Below are 16926 nucleotides of genomic sequence, written 5' to 3' on the forward strand. Positions count from 1 at the left end.
TATCCAGGTCATAATGTCGTCCAATATTATTAAATAGACCTATTAAGTTATTTATTGACTCAATAGGCTAAACGGAGAAATGCCATGCCACTTCAGTCGCGCGCCTTGCGGGCCTTCATGGTGGTCGCAGAGGAATTGCATTTCGGGAATGCCGCCAGACGGCTCAATATCAGCCAGCCGCCGCTCAGTCAGTTGATACGCCGCTTCGAAGCCGAGCTGGGCGTCACGCTCTTTGTCCGCAGCACGCGCTCAGTCCATATGACCCCTGCGGGGGAACTGCTGCACCAGTGGGCGAGGCAACAGGCGGCGGACGAAACAGGTCTCGTACGCCACTTGCAACAGGTATCAACAGGCGACACAGGCACGATAAATCTCGGGTTCAGCAGCTCCGTGGCCTATCGCCTGCTGCCTAGGCTGCTTGGCGCCATTCATGCCCAACGGCCGGGCCTGGACATCATCCTGCACGAGGGCCACTCTCTCAGGCTAATCGACAATATTCTGGATTCAAGACTGGATATCGCCTTGCTGCGCAGGCCCGCCGCCACCAGCTTTGACGGCCTGCTGTTCTCCTTGGTGGAGACCGAGCCGTTTCTTGTGGCACTCCCGGCGGGCCATCCGCTGGCACAGTCACAGCGCATTTCGGTACGGCGGTTGCATCAGCAGCCTTTCATCGATTTCGAAGGCAGCACGGCCATGTATTTTCGCGAACGTACCCGCAGCCTTTTTGCCCAGTACCAGGTCAGGCCCAATATCGTGACCGAGAGTGCCATGCCGACCGTCCTTGCGCTGGTCCAGGCCGGCATGGGCCTGGCCCTCGTCCCCGCCTGTGCCCACGTCCTGTACAGCGGGGAAATCGAATACCGCCCCCTCGCCGAGACCAATCCGCTCTGCTCGGTGGAAATGTACAGTGTGCGCAAGGATCACGAACCCAGCGCGGCAGTACGCGTCCTGGAAGAGACACTCCACCACATAAACCGCCCCGACTGACCGTCACGGACCATGGAAGTCCGTCCTTACAATAGTCTTCCCCTGTTTGATCAAAATCAACACTTCCTTCATCGGACTATTGCCGAGGCCGCAACGGCGGCCTTATCATGGTTCGGGGCATATCGCCCTGGCCTGAGCCGGTGTACGCTGCCGGCGCCCGCCGCCTGTTAATTGCAGCCCGCAAGCATGATCATGGAGGATTGTATGGCTCGCTCCTGTTGCCGTTTTGGCAGTGCCTGTCCCCAACCTGTCAAGATCGCGAGGCGCGCATGAGCCATTTCATTGATCGCCTCAAGTATTTCACCACCGATAAACCGACCTTCTCCGATGGCCACGGCATGACCATCAAGGAGGACAGAAAATGGGAAGAGGCCTATCGCAAGCGATGGCAGCATGACAAGATCGTACGCTCAACGCATGGCGTCAACTGCACCGGGTCATGCTCCTGGAAAATCTATGTGAAAGGCGGCATCGTCACCTGGGAAACGCAGCAGACGGATTATCCCCGCACGCGGGCAGGGATGCCCAACCATGAGCCGCGCGGCTGTTCGCGCGGCGCCTCGTACTCATGGTATCTCTACAGCGCCAACCGTCTCAAGTATCCCATGGTACGCAGCGCCCTGCTCAAACTATGGCGCGAGAAGCGTGCCACCCTGGATCCGGTCCAGGCATGGGCCGCCATCGTGGACGATGCGGCAGCGCGCAACAGCTATACGCGGCGCCGCGGGCTGGGCGGCTTCGTACGTTCGCACTGGGACGAGGTGAATGAACTCATCGCGGCAGCCAACATCCATACCATCAAGCGCCACGGGCCAGACCGCATAGCGGGCTTCTCACCTATCCCGGCCATGTCCATGATTTCGTATGCATCGGGCACGCGGTATCTGTCCCTGATAGGCGGCGTCAATCTCAGCTTCTACGACTGGTACTGCGATCTCCCGCCCTCTTCCCCTCAGACGTGGGGGGAACAAACCGATGTGCCCGAATCGGCGGACTGGTACAACGCGGGCTATATCATCATGTGGGGTTCCAACGTGCCCCAGACCCGTACACCCGATGCGCACTTCATGACGGAGGTGCGCTACCGCGGAACCAAGGTTGTCTCCATCTTTCCCGATTATGCCGAGGGCGCGAAATTCGGCGATATCTGGCTGCACCCCAAGCAGGGTACGGACGCGGCGCTGGGCCTGGCCATGGGCCATGTGGTATTGAAGGAATTCCACGTGGCAGGAAAAAGCGCTTATTTCGACGACTATTGCAGGCGCTATACCGACCTGCCCATGCTCGTGCGCATTGTCCGGCAAGGAGACCACTATGTGCCCGAACGCATGCTGCGTGCCGATGAATTCGATGATGCCCTGGGCCAGCGCAATAATGCGGGCTGGAAAACAGTCGTCATTGACGAGGACAGTGGCAAGCTGACGGCACCCGTGGGTTCCATCGGATTTCGCTGGGGGCAGCAGGAAGGCGGCGATGCTGGAAAATGGAATCTCAAACAGGAAGATGCGCAGGGCAATCCAATACGGCCCAGGCTTTCCATGGTCCAGAATCACGATGAAATTGTGGAAGTCGCCTTCCCTTACTTCGGCAACGTGGAGAGCACGCATTTCGCGCACACCGGCCACGACAGCGTGCTGCCGCGCCGCATTGGCGTACGCAGGATCGCGACCCGCAACGGCGAGGTCCTGGTGGCCACGGTATACGACCTGCTCATTGCCAACTACGGCGTGGACCAGGGCCTTGGCGGACCCAACGTGGCGGCCAGCTACGACGATGATGTGCCGTACACACCCGCCTGGCAGGAGAAGATAACCGGCGTCAGGCGCAGCGATGCCATAGCGGTTGCACGCGAGTTTGCCGAGAACGCCGACAAGACGGAAGGCCGTTCCATGGTGATTATCGGGGCAGGCCTGAACCACTGGTTCAATATGGACATGAGCTATCGGGCTGTCATCAACCTGCTGGTCATGTGTGGCTGTATAGGCAAGTCGGGCGGAGGTTGGTCGCATTACGTGGGCCAGGAAAAGCTGCGCCCGCAGACTGGGTGGATACCTTTGGCTTTTGCCACCGATTGGCATCGCCCGCCGCGTTTCATGAACGGCACATCTTTCTTCTATGCCCACACCGATCAGTGGCGCTATGAAACCATCAGGATGTCGTCGCTGCTGTCGCCGCTGGCGGACCATGAGGCCTGTCCCGAAAGCGCCATCGACTACAACGTGCGGGCCGAACGCATGGGCTGGCTGCCCAGCGCTCCGCATTTTTCCGCCAACCCGCTGGAGGTGGGCCGCGCCGCCGGAGAAGATGCCGCCAGCTACGTCGCCAAAGGCCTCAAGGACGGATCATTGAAAATGGCCTGCGTTGATCCGGATGCGCCCCAGAATCATCCGCGTAATCTGTTTGTGTGGCGATCGAACATTCTGGGCTCGTCAGGCAAGGGGCATGAATACTTTCTCAAACATTTTCTGGGTACGGAACACGGCGTGCAGAATGCCGACCTGGGAGAGAGTGGCGGCCTGAAGCCCAAGGAAGTCAACTGGCGCGACCCCGCGCCGGAAGGCAAGCTCGACTTGCTGGTAACGCTGGATTTCCGCATGTCCACCACCTGTCTGTATTCGGATGTGGTGCTGCCGACCGCAACGTGGTACGAGAAGGAGGACATGAATACCTCTGACATGCACCCGTTCATTCATCCCCTGTCTTCCGCGGTGGATCCGGCCTGGCAATCAAGAAGCGACTGGGAGATCTACAAGGGAATCGCCAAGCGATTCTCCGAACTGGCCGAGGGGCGGCTGGGCGAAGAGCGGGACGTTGTGATGGTGCCGCTGCAACATGACAGCCCCGACGAGCTTGCCCAAGGCGGTGCGCTTGCGGACTGGGGACGCGGAGAATGCGATCCCCTGCCTGGCAAGACCATGGGAAATGTTGTGACTGTGATCCGCAACTATCCCGACACCTACAAAAAATTCACATCCGTGGGGCCTTTGCTGGACAAACTGGGCAATGGCGGCAAAGGCATCGCATGGCAGACCGGCGAGGAAATCGAACTGCTGCGCGGACTGAATCATACAGTGTCCGAAGAAGGCGTCTCGAAGGGTCGGCCGCGCATCGACACAGGCATCGACGCGGCGGAAGTCATTCTGTCTCTTGCACCCGAGACCAATGGCGAAGTCGCCGTCAAGGCCTGGGAGGCGGTGGGCAGGTTTACCGGACGCGATCACACGCACCTGGCGCGCGCCCGCGAAGACGAAAAGATCCGGTTTCGTGACATACAGGCGCAGCCGCGCAAAATCATTACCTCGCCGACATGGAGCGGGATCGAGTCCGAGCATGTGTCATACAACGCCGGCTATATCAATGTGCATGAGCTCATTCCATGGCGCACGCTGAGCGGCAGGCAGCAACTTTACCAGGACCATTCCTGGATGCGGGATTTCGGCGAATCGCTGTGTGTCTACAAGCCGCCGCTTGACACGCGCAGTGCGGTCATGCCGCATTCTGGTCAAAGCAATGGAAATCCCGAGATCGCACTGAATTTCCTGACACCCCACCAGAAATGGGGCATACACAGCACCTATACGGACAACCTGCTCATGCTCACGCTGTCGCGCGGCGGACCGATTGTATGGATGTCGGAAACCGATGCACGCAAGATCGGTGTCGTGGATAACGACTGGATCGAGGCGTTCAACGTGAACGGAGCGCTGACCGCAAGGGCGGTGGTCAGCCAGCGCATTCCCGAGGGCGCGGTATTCATGTACCACGCACAGGAGAAACTGGTAAACACGCCAGGGTCGGAAGTGACCGGCGTGCGCGGCATCCACAACTCAGTCACCCGCATAGTCCTCAAGCCCACGCACATGATAGGCGGCTATGCGCAGCTGTCTTACGGCTTCAACTACTACGGGACGGTGGGATCCAACCGCGATGAATTTGTGATTGTGCGCAAGATGCGCAACATAGACTGGAAAGACGAATCCACGCCATCCTCGGTGTTGACCGCCACGGAAGCGCAGCGTCACGAACATACCCTGGACAAGGGTGCGCCGACGCTGGAAATGGCTGAAACGGAGAAGCAGGCAGGGAGCACGCAATGAAGATACGCGCACAGATTGCCATGGTCATGAATCTGGACAAATGCATAGGCTGCCACACCTGTTCAGTCACATGCAAGAATGTGTGGACGTCGCGGGAAGGCGCCGAGTACGCCTGGTTCAACAACGTTGAGACCAAGCCGGGCATTGGCTATCCGAAAGACTGGGAAAACCAGGAGCGCTGGAAGGGCGGCTGGACGCGAAAGGCCAATGGCAAGATACAGCTGAAGGCGGGGGCGCGCTGGCGGGTTCTGGCACAGATTTTCGCCAACCCCAATCTGCCGGAGATCGATGACTACTACGAGCCCTTTACGTTCGACTATGCGCATCTTCATGACGCGCCCGACGTCAAGGTCGGCCCCGTTGCACGGCCCCGGTCGCTGATTACCGGTGAACGCATGGAGAAAATCGAGTGGGGTCCGAACTGGGAGGAGATCCTGGGCGGGGAATTCGAGCGGCGCAAGGCCGATTACAACTTCGATCAGGTGCAGACCGATATCTACGGCAAGTTCGAGAACACCTTCATGATGTATCTGCCGCGCCTGTGCGAACACTGTCTGAATCCCGCCTGTGTCGCGTCCTGTCCATCGGGCTCCATCTACAAACGGGAAGAGGATGGCATTGTTCTCATCGATCAGGACAAATGCCGGGGCTGGCGTATGTGTGTATCGGGCTGCCCGTACAAGAAAATCTACTACAACTGGCAAAGCGGAAAATCAGAGAAATGTGTTTTCTGTTTCCCACGCATCGAGGCGGGACAGCCCACCGTCTGCTCCGAAACCTGCGTGGGACGCATCCGTTACCTGGGCGTGGTGCTTTATGACGCCGACCGCATAGAGTCCGCCGCCTCGGTGGAAAATCCTGAGGATCTCTACGAGTCTCAGCTATCCATCTTTCTTGATCCGCACGATCCCGCAATACGCGCCCAGGCTGCACGCGACGGCGTGCCCCAGAACTGGCTGGATGCCGCGCAGCAGTCACCGGTATACAAGATGGCCATGGAGTGGAAGGTCGCCTTCCCCCTGCATCCGGAATACCGGACGCTACCCATGGTTTGGTATGTGCCGCCGCTCTCCCCCATCAATGAAGCGGCATCGGACGGGCAATTGGGCATGCAGGGCCTGTTGCCCGACGTGGACGCGCTGCGCATTCCCGTGCGCTATCTCGCCAATCTACTGACAGCCGGCAAGGAAGCGCCTGTCAAGCTGGCGCTCAAGCGCATGCTTGCCATGCGCGCCTTCATGCGCGGCAGGCAGGTGGACAAGCACGACAACCATCAGCTGCTCGACGAGGTCGGCCTGACAGCATCCCAGGTGGATGACATGTATCGCTATATGGCCATCGCGAACTACGAAGACCGCTTTGTAATTCCCACCACGCATCGCGAGTATGCCGAGGACGCATTCCATCTTCGCGGGAATTGCGGCTTTTCCTTTGGCAACGGCTGCTCCGAAGGCACTACGGAAACAAGCCTGTTCGGCGGCCGCAAGGGTATCGGCAAGACGCGCAAGACCATACCCATCCGGCAGGCGGGGGACTAGATGAAATCCGCACTGAAAGACCACGGCCCGCTACTGAGCATGATAGGCGCGCTCCTGGAATATCCTGAAGCCTTTCTGCAGGAATCGCTGCCCGAAATCCGGACAACCGTTTCGCGCCACCCCTCTCTGCCTCAGGCCGCGCGCAGCGCCCTGCTGATGCTGGTGGATTACCTGGGCCGCCACACCCTGCTGGAGCTGCAGGAAGGCTATGTCGATGTCTTTGATCGCGGCCGCGCCACGTCTCTTTATCTTTTCGAACATGTGCATGGCGAATCCCGCGACCGCGGCCAAGCCATGGTGGATCTGCTGGCCATGTACGAGAAGAAGGGCATGTATCTTGCCACGGGCGAACTGCCTGATTACCTGCCCGTCTTTCTTGAGTTCCTTGCACATGAGTCGTCGGAGAAGGCTCGCTCGCTGCTGGGGGAAATCGCGGACATCGCCCAGTCGATTGCGGAGAAACTGGCGGCCCGCGGTACGCCCTACTATGCCGCCGTTGCCGCCCTGCTTCCGCTGGCGGGTGAGCCCGCGCTGCAGATCGACTTCCACATGGCCGCCAGGCTGGAAGAAGACATCGATAAAGAGGCGCTTGATCAAGCCTGGCAGGATCAGCCCGTGAACTTTCTGAATGCCGGCAATCCGGCGGCCATGCAACCGCAGCCTGTCCATTTCTACGACAAACGACCGCCACGATGAGGATCTTCCCTTTGCATGACACAGAGGACAAACCGGCGTGCACGCGCCAAAAGCCACGTCAACCACGTATTGCATCATTCGGGAGAACGGCTCCATGGAACAGAATCTGATGAACACCTTGTTGTTCGGCGTGTATCCGTATATCTGTCTCACCATCTGGCTGCTGGGTAGCCTGATCCGGTTTGACCGCGAGCAGTACACATGGAAAAGCGACTCGTCCCAGCTGCTGCGCCGCCGGATGCTGAGAATGGGCAGCAATATGTTCCATTTCGGCATACTCATTGTCGTCATCGGCCACTTTGTGGGTTTCCTTACCCCCCATTGGCTGGTGTCGGCCTTTCTGAACGCATCACAGCACCAACTGCTGGCCATGGCGGGCGGCGGTGCCGCCGGCATTGTCGCCATCATTGGCTTGACCATGCTCTTGTACCGCAGACTCTTCGATTCGCGTGTGCGCATCAACAGCGCGCATGCCGACATGCTGGTGCTGGTGCTGCTGTGGGTGCAGCTTGCACTGGGCCTGCTCACCGTACCCATGTCGATGCAGCATATGGATGGCGCCATGTTCGAGACGCTGAGCGATTACATCAAGGGCATTGTGACATTCAACCCGTCTCCGGCGCTGATAGCGGGCGCACCCCTGGTCTACAAGGCACATATCGCCCTGGGTTTCACGATTTTCCTGGTTGCGCCCTTCACACGGCTTGCTCATATATGGAGCGGCTGGGCCACGGTGGGCTATCTGTTTCGCCCGCGCCAGATCGTGCGCAGGCGTTGACGCGGCGCCACCAGGCCGCGTGCAATACACAAGCGTTTCCGCAACCCCGACAAGTTCCGAGCCCTTGAACATGAAAACAGACAGCGAGATCCTGAGCGTGAACGGCGTGGCCATAGATGCGCAAGCCATAGCCCTGGAACTGCCGGCGCACGACGGCGAGGCGGACCCTGGCCACGCGGCTCGGCGCGCCCTTGTCGTGCGCGAACTGCTTGCCCAGCGGGCGCGCGCAAAAGGCCTGCTTGCGCAGGGTGCAGACATCGACGACGATGTCATCGACCAGTTGCTGGACATGGAATGCCCTACGCCCGAGCCCACGGATGAAGAGTGCCTGCGCTACTTCAGTGCGAACACCGCCAGGTTCCGCAGCCCCGACCTGGTTCATGCGCGCCATATTCTGTTTGCACTCACCGACGGCGTGGCCATGAGCCTGCTGCGGGCGCAGGCGGAGCAAGCATTGCAGGATTTACGCAGCCACCCAGACCGTTTCGATGAGATGGCCAGGACGCTTTCCAACTGCCCGTCCGGGCAGTTGGGCGGCAATCTGGGGCAATTGTCCCGAGGAGAAACGCTGCCGGAATTCGATGCCGCCTTGTTCGAGGCGCCCCGCAGGGGTCTGCTTCCCGACCTGGTCAGAACGCGACACGGTTTTCACATCGTGCTTGTGGAACGCCGCATAGAAGGTGGGCCGCTGCCCTTTGACGCAGTGCGCGCGCGTATTGCGCGCTATCTTTCCGAGCACGTGCGGCAGAAGTCCATACAGCAGTATCTCAATTTGCTGATCTCCAGCGCCGAACTCGAAGGCATAGACTTGAACGCGCGGCCAGGCCTGCTCCAGCAATAGCCCCCGCGCCGAATCCCCCGAAAGGAGTGATTATGGCTATCGAAAAATCGCCCATGCTCGTTCTCGGCGTCACGACCTTCGCCTTCATGGTGTGCTTTGTGGTCTGGATGATGTTTGGCGTGCTCGGCATACCATTGCGCGAAGAAATGGGATTGAACAGTGCCGAGTTCGGACTGCTCAGCGCTACTCCCGTGCTGAGCGGCGCGCTCTTGCGATTGCCTCTCGGAATGTGGACGGATCGGTTTGGCGGACGCACCGTCATGACCTTGCTGCTGCTCGTCTGCGCTGTACCCGTGTATGCGGTTTCCTACGCCCAGGCATTCTGGCAGTTCTTGGCGATAGGGCTGGTACTGGGCATAGTGGGTGCGTCGTTTGCCGTGGGCACGCCCTATGTAGCCAGGTTATTTCCGCCGGAGAAGCGCGGTTTCGCCATGGGCGTATTCGGCGCCGGCACGGTCGGCGCGGCCGTCAACCTGTTCATCACGCCATCGCTGCAGGAAGCACTGGGCTGGCGTGCGGTGCCGCGCATCTATGCGATCTCCCTGGTCATTACGGCCGTTGTGTTCTGGTTCGGTTCGGTTCGAGACCCGGGCACGGGTGCAGGGACGGCGGCCGCAAGCAGGCCTTTTGCGGTCTTGCGCGATGCGCGCGTCTGGCGGTACTGCCAGTATTATTCGATCTGCTTTGGCGGCTTCACGGCACTGTCGTTATGGATCCCGCAATACATGATGGCCGAGTATCACTACCCCATCGTGCTGGCCTCGGCCATGGCCGCCGGCTTCACGCTGCCCGGCGCCGTTCTGCGCGCAGCCGGCGGAATGCTGGCCGACCGGTTTGGCGCCCATGCCATCACATGGTGGGGCCTATGGGTCGCGTGGGTCTGCCTCTTTGTGCTTTCCTACCCCGACACAGTCTTCACGATCAATACAATCAACGGCCCTCGCAGCTTCGCCATTCATGTCCCCCCCTCATTATTCATCGTGCTGCTGTTCATACTGGGTACTGTCTTCGCATTCGGCATGGCGTCCACATTCAAGTACGTGGCTGATGACTTTCCCCAAAACATGGGCATCGTCACAGGCATCGTTGGCCTGGCGGGTGGCGTCGGCGGCTTCCTACTGCCCGTGCTCTTCGGTGCCGCGCTGGATCTGACCGGCATAAGGTCCAGCACCTTCATGCTGCTTTACGGCATCGTCTGGATTTCGCTGATCCTGCTTTATCAATCAAATGTGCGGCACATGAGAATCACCGGGCAAATGGAGGGATGATGCCCGCGACAACCTGCATCTGGTCATTACGCAACACAACCCCTACAAGCCGGCCTTGGTATTAACCCCAAATCCGCCCGGCCTGAAAACTAGGTATAAACCCGTATTCAATGTCGCCTATGACAGGCAGGGCGCCGCGTATTTGCACATCCTATAACCTTTTAGAATGCGATCCTGAAATAAAGGACTTTGACTCATACATGGGCTCTATCTAGGATGTGCCGTGCAGCACCCAATCCATCTAGATCGAGGACCATTATGAAAATGAAACTGCTACCAGCGCTGGCCTTGGCCGCACTCGGATTCTGTGCCATGCCTGCGGCGACGGTTCACGCCCAGGAGACGACACGCCCCATGTTACGAATCAGTTCGGGCGCTGCCGACAATGCCACACTGGATCCGCATCGCGCCACCTCAACGCACGACAAGGGCGTAGTCAGCCAGATGTTCGACGGCCTTGTTCGATTCCCGCCCGGCAGTGCGGACCCCACCAAACTCGAGCCCGACCTTGCTGAAAGCTGGGATGTATCGGATGACAGTAAAGTCTGGACCTTCCATTTGCGCAAAGGTGTGCAGTTCCATGGCGGCTATGGAGAGATGAAGGCTGAGGATGTGGCGTACTCTCTGGAGCGCGCTGCCGATCCCAAGCGGTCCAGCTTCGCCTCCACCTTCGTCGGGGTAGAGAAGATAGAGGCGTTGGACGACTATACGGTGCGCGTCACGCTGAAATATCCCGACTCGGGTTTTCTGGGCCGCGTATCCGACTACCACGGCGGCAATATCGTCAGCAAGAAGGCTGCGGAAAAGCTTGGCAACAAGTTCGGCGCCTCCCCCATAGGCACCGGGCCATTTGCCTTTGCCGAACACGTCACCCAGCAATACGTGAAGCTGGTGGCAAACGATCAATACTATCGCGGCAAGCCCAAGGCCGCGGGCATCATGTACCGCATGATTCCTTCCGACAGCGCCCGCGAACTCGCCTTTGCTTCAGGCGAGGTCGATATCATCCAGGGAAAGCGCGAGCAACGCTGGGTGGAGCGCGCCCGCAAACGCGGCTACGACGTCGATATCTTTGAGCCGGCCGAGTTCCGCATCCTGCACCTGAACCGCAATATAAAGCCGCTGGACAATTTGAAAGTGCGTGAAGCGATCGCCGCCGCCGTGAATGTGGACCAGATACTGAAATATGTGGGCAAGGATGTCGCCACCAAGGGCTGCTCGGTTGTCCCGGAAGGCTATCTTGGCCACGATTGCAGCGCCGGCACATACAAGCACGACGTCGCGGCCGCCAAGAAACTGCTGGCCGAAGCGGGATATCCCAACGGGATAGAGATCAAGTCCATTGTCTCGAATATTTCCGCCCAGCAGCCCATCATGGAAATCGTTCAGGCCCAGCTGGCCGAAGCCGGCATCAAGCTGAACATGGAGGTCGTCGACCACGCCACCTATCAGGCACGCAGCCGCAAGGATCAAAGCGCCATCGTATTCTACGGGGCCGCGCGATTCCCCAATGCAGACGCCTATCTGTCTGAGTTCTTCGATTCCGCGTCGGAAATCGGATCGCCCACAGCCATGTCGAATTTCTCGCATTGCTCGGTCGCGGATGAAAGCATTCGCGCCGCACGCATCGAGCCCGACGACGCCAGGCAGTTGGCATTATGGAAGGATGCCCAGCAGAAGATCCATGACGATGTGTGCGCCATCCCGCTGTTCGGGCTGAAGCAGGTATGGCTTCATTCCGGCAAGGTCAACTATGGCTACGATCTGAAGGGTTCCCTGAACCTGGCGCCACCCATCACAGAAGATACGACACGCTTGGCCGACTAAACCGCGAACCGCGCTCAACTGCCATGCAGCAGCTCATTGGACACGTCCTGCGCCACGCGCCGGGCCACGCTCATGAAAGCCTCGACCAGGTTTGCATTGCGCGAGGCCCGCACACGGCAAAGCTGGAAGGTGAATTCGATCTCGGGCTCGAAGCGGCGCAATACAACGCGCTTGCTGACGCCCTCGGCAAAAAGGGGGTGTACAAGCGACACCCCCAGGCCTGCCGCCACGAACTCGCACACCGTGGGCGCCGTCACCGTGTCCAGTACCGGCGTCAGACGCGCACCCACCGCGCTGAAGGCCTGGCGAACAAGCCTGTCTGTCTGGCTTCCATATGCAAAGGATATAAAGGGAACGCCGTCCAGGTCCGTGGCGCGAATAACGCGCTTGCGCGCAAGCTCATGATCCAGGGGCAGTGCACAGAAAAGCGGCGAGGAAATCATCGGCTCCCGATCTATATAAGGGTTCTCGATGCGGTTACCAACCAGGGCGACGTCAATTTGCCTGGCCACCAGCCACTCGGCCAAAAACTGAGAACTGCGGGTCTGTATGGACACGTGCACGTCTGGATGGGTTTCGATGAACGCCATGGTGACCCGGCGCACAAAAGATCCCGACAACGCGGGCATGACGCCTATATGAAGCTGCCTCTGCTCGTCCCTGCGGATCGAGTCAACTGCCTCTTCGAGTTGCCGCAGGCCGGCAAAAATCCGGTCGATCTCTTCATACAACCGCATACCATGCGGCGTCGGCGCAAGTTTGCCCTTGACGCGTTCGAACAGCGCCAAGCCGGTGTCCTGCTCCAGCTTCAGCAGCAGCTTGCTGACTGCTGGCTGGGACACAAACAAGGCGTCCGCGGCGCGATTGACCGTGCCATGTTCGATCACGGCCTTGAACGCCTCGATCTGGCGCAGGTTCAAGGTTTTCTTCATGCATCTGTCCAGTAAGTATGCGAATGAGCAATATGAAATCTTATGACGTAATCGTGGTGGGCGCTGGCATGGTCGGCGCAGCCATCGCATACGGCCTGGCCAAGGCAAGCCAGCGGGTGCTGGTCCTGGATGGCGCTGATACGGATTATCGCGCAGCCAAGGCCAACTTCGGCCTGGTCTGGGTACAGGGCAAAGGATACGGCGCGCCCGCTTATCAGAAGCTCTCGCGCCAGGCGTCGGCATTGTGGCCCGACTTTGCCAGCGTGCTGGAACAGGAAACGGGCATGGCTCTGGACTACGATCGCCGCGGAGGCCTTCACTTCTGCCTCGGCGAGGAGGCCTGGCATCAACGCCAGGCAAGGCTTGCAACATGGCATAGCCAGGCTGAAGACGAGCCGCCCTGTACCCGGATGCTGGACAGGACGGCATTGCAATCGCTTCTGCCAGGCTTGCGCCTGGGACCCGATGTGGCAGGCGCAAGCCTGGGCAGCATGGACGGTCACGTCAACCCCCTGAAGCTGCTGGCCGCCCTTCACAAAGGCCTGCTGCGCCATGGTGCAACCCTGCTGAACAACCGCCCCGTCACGGAGATAGAGGTAATGTCCGGTGGCGGGTTTGCCGTACAGGCTGGCAGCAATCATTTCCACGGCGCGCAGGTTGTCATTGCCGCCGGACTGGGCTCCGCGAAACTGGCCGCCAAGGTGGGACTGGACATTCCGCTTTATCCGCAACGGGGACAAGTCATGGTTACCGAACGCCTACAGCCCCTGCTGCCCATGGCTGCCAGCGGCATACGCCAGACCGCCGAAGGCACCGTAATGGTTGGCCTCACGCAGGAAAACGTCGGGTACGACCTGCATACGACCTCCAGTGCGGCCGCCGTCATGGCGCGCAATGCCTTGCGCACCTTGCCCGACCTGGCCCGCGCGCGGTTGGTCCGTCACTGGTCATGCCTGCGGATCATGACGCCCGATGGCTGTCCTGTTTATGCGGGCTCCGCAACCCATCCCGGCGCGTGGGTAGCCGTATGCCACTCCGGTGTGACCTTGGCTTCATTCCACGCCGGCCCCTTCTCCCGCTGCTTGCGCCAATCCGCGCTGCCAGCCAATCTTGACTTCTTTCATCATGGGCGATTCGATGTTCCGAAAACTCAGTGATCCCAGCGCCCAGGCGCTGACGCTCTATATCGACGGCCAGGCCGTTGCTGCACATGCCGGTGAAACGGTTGCCGCGGTCATGCTGCGACAGCCTTCTCCTGTGACAAGAACCACGCCGGTACAGGGCAATCCGCGGGCACCCTATTGCATGATGGGCGTGTGCTTTGAATGCCTGGCCGTCGTGGATGGCGTGGCATCAACCCAAACATGCATGGTGCCCGTACGCGACGGCATGCATGTGGAACGCCAGCACGGCAAACGGAGTGTCGCATGAACAGAAAAGTGGATCTGCTCATTGTTGGTGCGGGGCCTGCCGGCATGCAGGCGGCGATCGAGGCCTGTGGTCATGGCCTGGATGTGATGGTGGCCGACGACCAACCCGAACCGGGAGGCCAGATATGGCGCGCCGTGGAACGTAGGGCCGGTCAGCATACCGGCGCCATTCTTGGAGAAGAGTACCGCAGCGGCGCCGAGGTGGCCCGCCACTTCCGGCGCTGCGGTGCGGAATACCGCCCGTTGACGCAGGTATGGCAGATAGAACAAGGCTGGCATGTCTACATGACCCGGAACGAGAAAGCGTCGGTGGTCCAGGCTGACAATATCCTGCTGGCCACCGGCGCCCAGGAACGCCCCGCCCCCTTTCCCGGCTGGACCCTGCCCGGTGTCATGACCGTCGGTGCGGCGCAAATCGCCCTCAAGGTATCCAGCCAGGTCCCGGCCGAGCCCGTATGGATCGCGGGCAGCGGCCCGCTCGTCCTGCTCTATATCAAGCAACTGCTCGATGCGGGCGGCACCGTCGCCGGATGGCTGGATACCTCGCCAGCGGACAACTGGCGCAAAGGGATGCCGCATTTATTTCCCGCGCTCGCGAAATGGCGAGACCTGCGTAAAGGCTACAGCTGGCTTCGCGCAATCAGGAAAGCCGGCGTACCCGTGTATCGGAATATCAGCGAATTCCGGGCCGAGGGCCAGGACCAGTTGTCGACCATCGCCTTCACTGACGGCAGCGGCGCCGACAAGCGCTTTCCAGCCGGACTGCTGCTGGTGCATGAAGGCATCGTGCCGTCCATACATATGAGCCGTGCAATTGAATGCGAGCACGTTTGGGTGGACAGTCAGCGGTGCTTCGCACCGCTGCTGGACAACTGGGGGGCAAGCAGCCAGCCTGGCGTCTATATAGCCGGTGACGGTGCGGGCATAGCGGGCGCGCGCGCGGCGGGATGGCGCGGACGGATTGCCGCGCTTGCGATTGCCGCGCGTGCGAACAAGCTCTCCCAGGAACAGGCGGATGCCATGGCGGTGCCGCTGCGCAGGCAACTTGCGGCTGAGTTGGGCTTGCGCCCCATGCTTGACGCCATGTATCCGCCACGTCCGAGCACCGCTTGTCCATCGGACAACACGATAGTGTGCCGCTGCGAGGAGTTGACCGCGGGGGATATACGCGCCGCGGCAAAACTCGGGCAGCCAGGTCCCAACCAAATCAAGTCATTCACCCGAGCGGGAATGGGCCCTTGCCAGGGACGCCAGTGCGGCTACACCATAGCCAATATCCTGGCCGAGGCGCAGGAGCGCCCCGTGGCGGACGTCGGTTTCTACCGCATTCGTCCACCCCTCAAGCCCTTGACGCTGGGAGAGCTCGCTTCCCTGGATGAACAGGGGGAATCCTCATGACGGCACCCGTCTACGATGTCGCCGTCGTCGGCGGCGGCCTTCATGGCCTGTCCGCGGCGCTACACCTGGGCCGGGCAGGAAAACGTGTCATCGTTCTCGAGCGTCATTGGGTGGGCAGGCATGCCTCCGGCGCCACGGCGGCGGGCGTGCGCACGCTCAACCGCGATCGTGGCGAACTCGATCTATCCCTGGAGGCCATGGAAATGTGGCCGCGCCTGAAAGAAATGGTAGGCGACGACTGTGGGTTTCATGCAAACGGGCAGATCTGCGTGGCGGAGGATGATGCCACCCTGAAGCGGCTGCAATCGCACGTCGAGGCCTTGCAGCGCGATGGCTATACGCATGAAGCGCTGATCGACACCCATGAACTTCGGCAGTTGCTGCCGGCCTTGAGCCCGCATTGCCGCGGCGCATCGATTGCCCGGCGCGACGGCGCGGCAGACCCGCACCGCGCGCTGCGTGCCTTTCGCCAGGCGGCTCAGGCGGCAGGCGTAACACTGCATGAGCATTGCGGTGTGAGCGCCATCGAACGCAGTGGCAGCAACTGGACGCTTGTTACCGATCATGGGCGCTGGACTGTCCCGGTGATTGTCAATGCGGCCGGCGCGTGGTCCGCCCGCATCGCGGAGATGGTGGGAGATGCGATCCCACTGCAAACCAAATCATCCATGATGATGGTGAGCGAGCGGCTTGAACCGTTCATCAAGCCCGTCGTTTCCATAGTCGGACGTTCCCTGTCGTTCAAGCAGTCCGATCAGGGCACGCTGGTCATCGGAGGCGGCCTGCAGGGCGTGCCGGACCTGGACAAGGAAACCTCCACTGCACGCATGGGTATCCTGGCCAAGGGCGCGCGCGCAGCCACCGATTTGTTTCCGGTGGTCAGCCACGTGCGCATCGTGCGCGTTTGGGCCGGCCTTGAAGCCAAGACGGTGGACCTCCTGCCCATTGTCGGCCCCTCACCCAATGCCCCGGGCGTCTTTCACGCATTTGGGTTTTCCGGCCACGGCTTCCAATTGGTTCCCATTGTTGGCGCCGTGCTCACCGACCTGATTGTGCGTGGCAACACCGACAGAAACATCGGCAGCCTCACAGCCCAGCGGCTCATGCAGACACCTCACTCATAAAGAGAGAACA

At 60.3% G+C, this 16926-nt stretch carries 13 protein-coding genes; 12 read left to right on the plus strand and 1 reads right to left on the minus strand.

The annotated features are described in order from the left end of the window. The first annotated feature begins 84 nt into the window (after positions 1-84). The 8 genes from ERD78_RS03175 to ERD78_RS03210 all read left to right on the plus strand — a co-directional run bounded on the left by ERD78_RS03175 (position 85) and on the right by ERD78_RS03210 (position 12032). Positions 85-987 (plus strand): LysR family transcriptional regulator, encoded by a 903-nt coding sequence (locus ERD78_RS03175; RefSeq protein ID WP_129967802.1) that lies wholly within the window; start codon positions 85-87, stop codon positions 985-987. A gap of 269 nt (positions 988-1256) precedes the next feature. Further along, positions 1257-5084 carry a nitrate reductase subunit alpha gene (locus tag ERD78_RS03180; RefSeq protein ID WP_129967803.1) on the plus strand — a complete coding sequence of 1276 codons (3828 nt, stop codon included), beginning with the start codon at positions 1257-1259 and terminating at the stop codon, positions 5082-5084. Then, a complete protein-coding gene (narH, locus tag ERD78_RS03185) occupies positions 5081-6622 on the plus strand; it encodes a nitrate reductase subunit beta (protein WP_129967804.1) in 1542 nt (513 codons plus the stop codon). The genes ERD78_RS03180 and narH overlap by 4 nt, the downstream gene beginning before the upstream one ends. Next, on the plus strand, positions 6623-7318 hold the full coding sequence (gene narJ / locus ERD78_RS03190) for a nitrate reductase molybdenum cofactor assembly chaperone (RefSeq protein WP_129967805.1): 696 nt from the start codon (positions 6623-6625) through the stop codon (positions 7316-7318). Between the two features lie 94 nt (positions 7319-7412). Then, positions 7413-8096 (plus strand): respiratory nitrate reductase subunit gamma, encoded by a 684-nt coding sequence (gene narI / locus ERD78_RS03195; protein ID WP_129967806.1) that lies wholly within the window; start codon positions 7413-7415, stop codon positions 8094-8096. Positions 8097-8166: 70 nt separating this feature from the next. Next, positions 8167-8937 carry a peptidylprolyl isomerase gene (locus ERD78_RS03200; RefSeq protein WP_129967807.1) on the plus strand — a complete coding sequence of 257 codons (771 nt, stop codon included), beginning with the start codon at positions 8167-8169 and terminating at the stop codon, positions 8935-8937. Positions 8938-8969: 32 nt separating this feature from the next. Then, a complete protein-coding gene (locus ERD78_RS03205; RefSeq protein WP_245152306.1) occupies positions 8970-10205 on the plus strand; it encodes an MFS transporter in 1236 nt (411 codons plus the stop codon). A 258-nt stretch (positions 10206-10463) separates the two neighbouring features. Beyond that, positions 10464-12032 (plus strand): ABC transporter substrate-binding protein, encoded by a 1569-nt coding sequence (locus ERD78_RS03210; protein ID WP_167668826.1) that lies wholly within the window; start codon positions 10464-10466, stop codon positions 12030-12032. Between the two features lie 14 nt (positions 12033-12046). On the opposite strand, the gene ERD78_RS03215 is transcribed toward ERD78_RS03210, so the two are convergent. Further along, positions 12047-12964 carry a LysR substrate-binding domain-containing protein gene (locus ERD78_RS03215; protein ID WP_129967809.1) on the minus strand — a complete coding sequence of 306 codons (918 nt, stop codon included), beginning with the start codon at positions 12962-12964 and terminating at the stop codon, positions 12047-12049. 23 nt (positions 12965-12987) lie between these two features. Between ERD78_RS03215 and ERD78_RS03220 the strand changes: the two genes are divergently transcribed. The 4 genes from ERD78_RS03220 to ERD78_RS03235 are packed head-to-tail and all read left to right on the plus strand — an operon-like array spanning position 12988 to position 16916. After that, entirely contained in the window at positions 12988-14121 is a 1134-nt protein-coding gene (locus ERD78_RS03220; RefSeq protein ID WP_167668827.1) for an NAD(P)/FAD-dependent oxidoreductase, read from the plus strand. Next, entirely contained in the window at positions 14102-14395 is a 294-nt protein-coding gene (locus tag ERD78_RS03225) for a (2Fe-2S)-binding protein (RefSeq protein ID WP_129967810.1), read from the plus strand. The genes ERD78_RS03220 and ERD78_RS03225 overlap by 20 nt, the downstream gene beginning before the upstream one ends. Further along, on the plus strand, positions 14392-15792 hold the full coding sequence (locus tag ERD78_RS03230; protein ID WP_129967811.1) for an NAD(P)/FAD-dependent oxidoreductase: 1401 nt from the start codon (positions 14392-14394) through the stop codon (positions 15790-15792). Before ERD78_RS03225 ends, ERD78_RS03230 begins: the two co-directional genes overlap by 4 nt. Then, a complete protein-coding gene (locus ERD78_RS03235) occupies positions 15789-16916 on the plus strand; it encodes an NAD(P)/FAD-dependent oxidoreductase (RefSeq protein WP_129967812.1) in 1128 nt (375 codons plus the stop codon). The genes ERD78_RS03230 and ERD78_RS03235 overlap by 4 nt, the downstream gene beginning before the upstream one ends. Positions 16917-16926: the final 10 nt, after the last annotated feature.

Origin of the sequence: Allopusillimonas soli (assembly GCF_004153445.1) — a bacterium.
GTDB classification, from domain to species: domain Bacteria; phylum Pseudomonadota; class Gammaproteobacteria; order Burkholderiales; family Burkholderiaceae_B; genus Allopusillimonas; species Allopusillimonas soli.

Coding starts and splice junctions, on each gene's coding strand:
- ERD78_RS03175 (WP_129967802.1), top strand. CDS start 85: ATGCCACTTCAGTCGCGCGCCTTGCGGGCCTTCATGGTGGTCGCAGAG.
- ERD78_RS03180 (WP_129967803.1), top strand. CDS start 1,257: ATGAGCCATTTCATTGATCGCCTCAAGTATTTCACCACCGATAAACCG.
- narH (WP_129967804.1), top strand. CDS start 5,081: ATGAAGATACGCGCACAGATTGCCATGGTCATGAATCTGGACAAATGC.
- narJ (WP_129967805.1), top strand. CDS start 6,623: ATGAAATCCGCACTGAAAGACCACGGCCCGCTACTGAGCATGATAGGC.
- narI (WP_129967806.1), top strand. CDS start 7,413: ATGGAACAGAATCTGATGAACACCTTGTTGTTCGGCGTGTATCCGTAT.
- ERD78_RS03200 (WP_129967807.1), top strand. CDS start 8,167: ATGAAAACAGACAGCGAGATCCTGAGCGTGAACGGCGTGGCCATAGAT.
- ERD78_RS03205 (WP_245152306.1), top strand. CDS start 8,970: ATGGCTATCGAAAAATCGCCCATGCTCGTTCTCGGCGTCACGACCTTC.
- ERD78_RS03210 (WP_167668826.1), top strand. CDS start 10,464: ATGAAAATGAAACTGCTACCAGCGCTGGCCTTGGCCGCACTCGGATTC.
- ERD78_RS03215 (WP_129967809.1), bottom strand. CDS start 12,964: ATGAAGAAAACCTTGAACCTGCGCCAGATCGAGGCGTTCAAGGCCGTG.
- ERD78_RS03220 (WP_167668827.1), top strand. CDS start 12,988: ATGAGCAATATGAAATCTTATGACGTAATCGTGGTGGGCGCTGGCATG.
- ERD78_RS03225 (WP_129967810.1), top strand. CDS start 14,102: ATGTTCCGAAAACTCAGTGATCCCAGCGCCCAGGCGCTGACGCTCTAT.
- ERD78_RS03230 (WP_129967811.1), top strand. CDS start 14,392: ATGAACAGAAAAGTGGATCTGCTCATTGTTGGTGCGGGGCCTGCCGGC.
- ERD78_RS03235 (WP_129967812.1), top strand. CDS start 15,789: ATGACGGCACCCGTCTACGATGTCGCCGTCGTCGGCGGCGGCCTTCAT.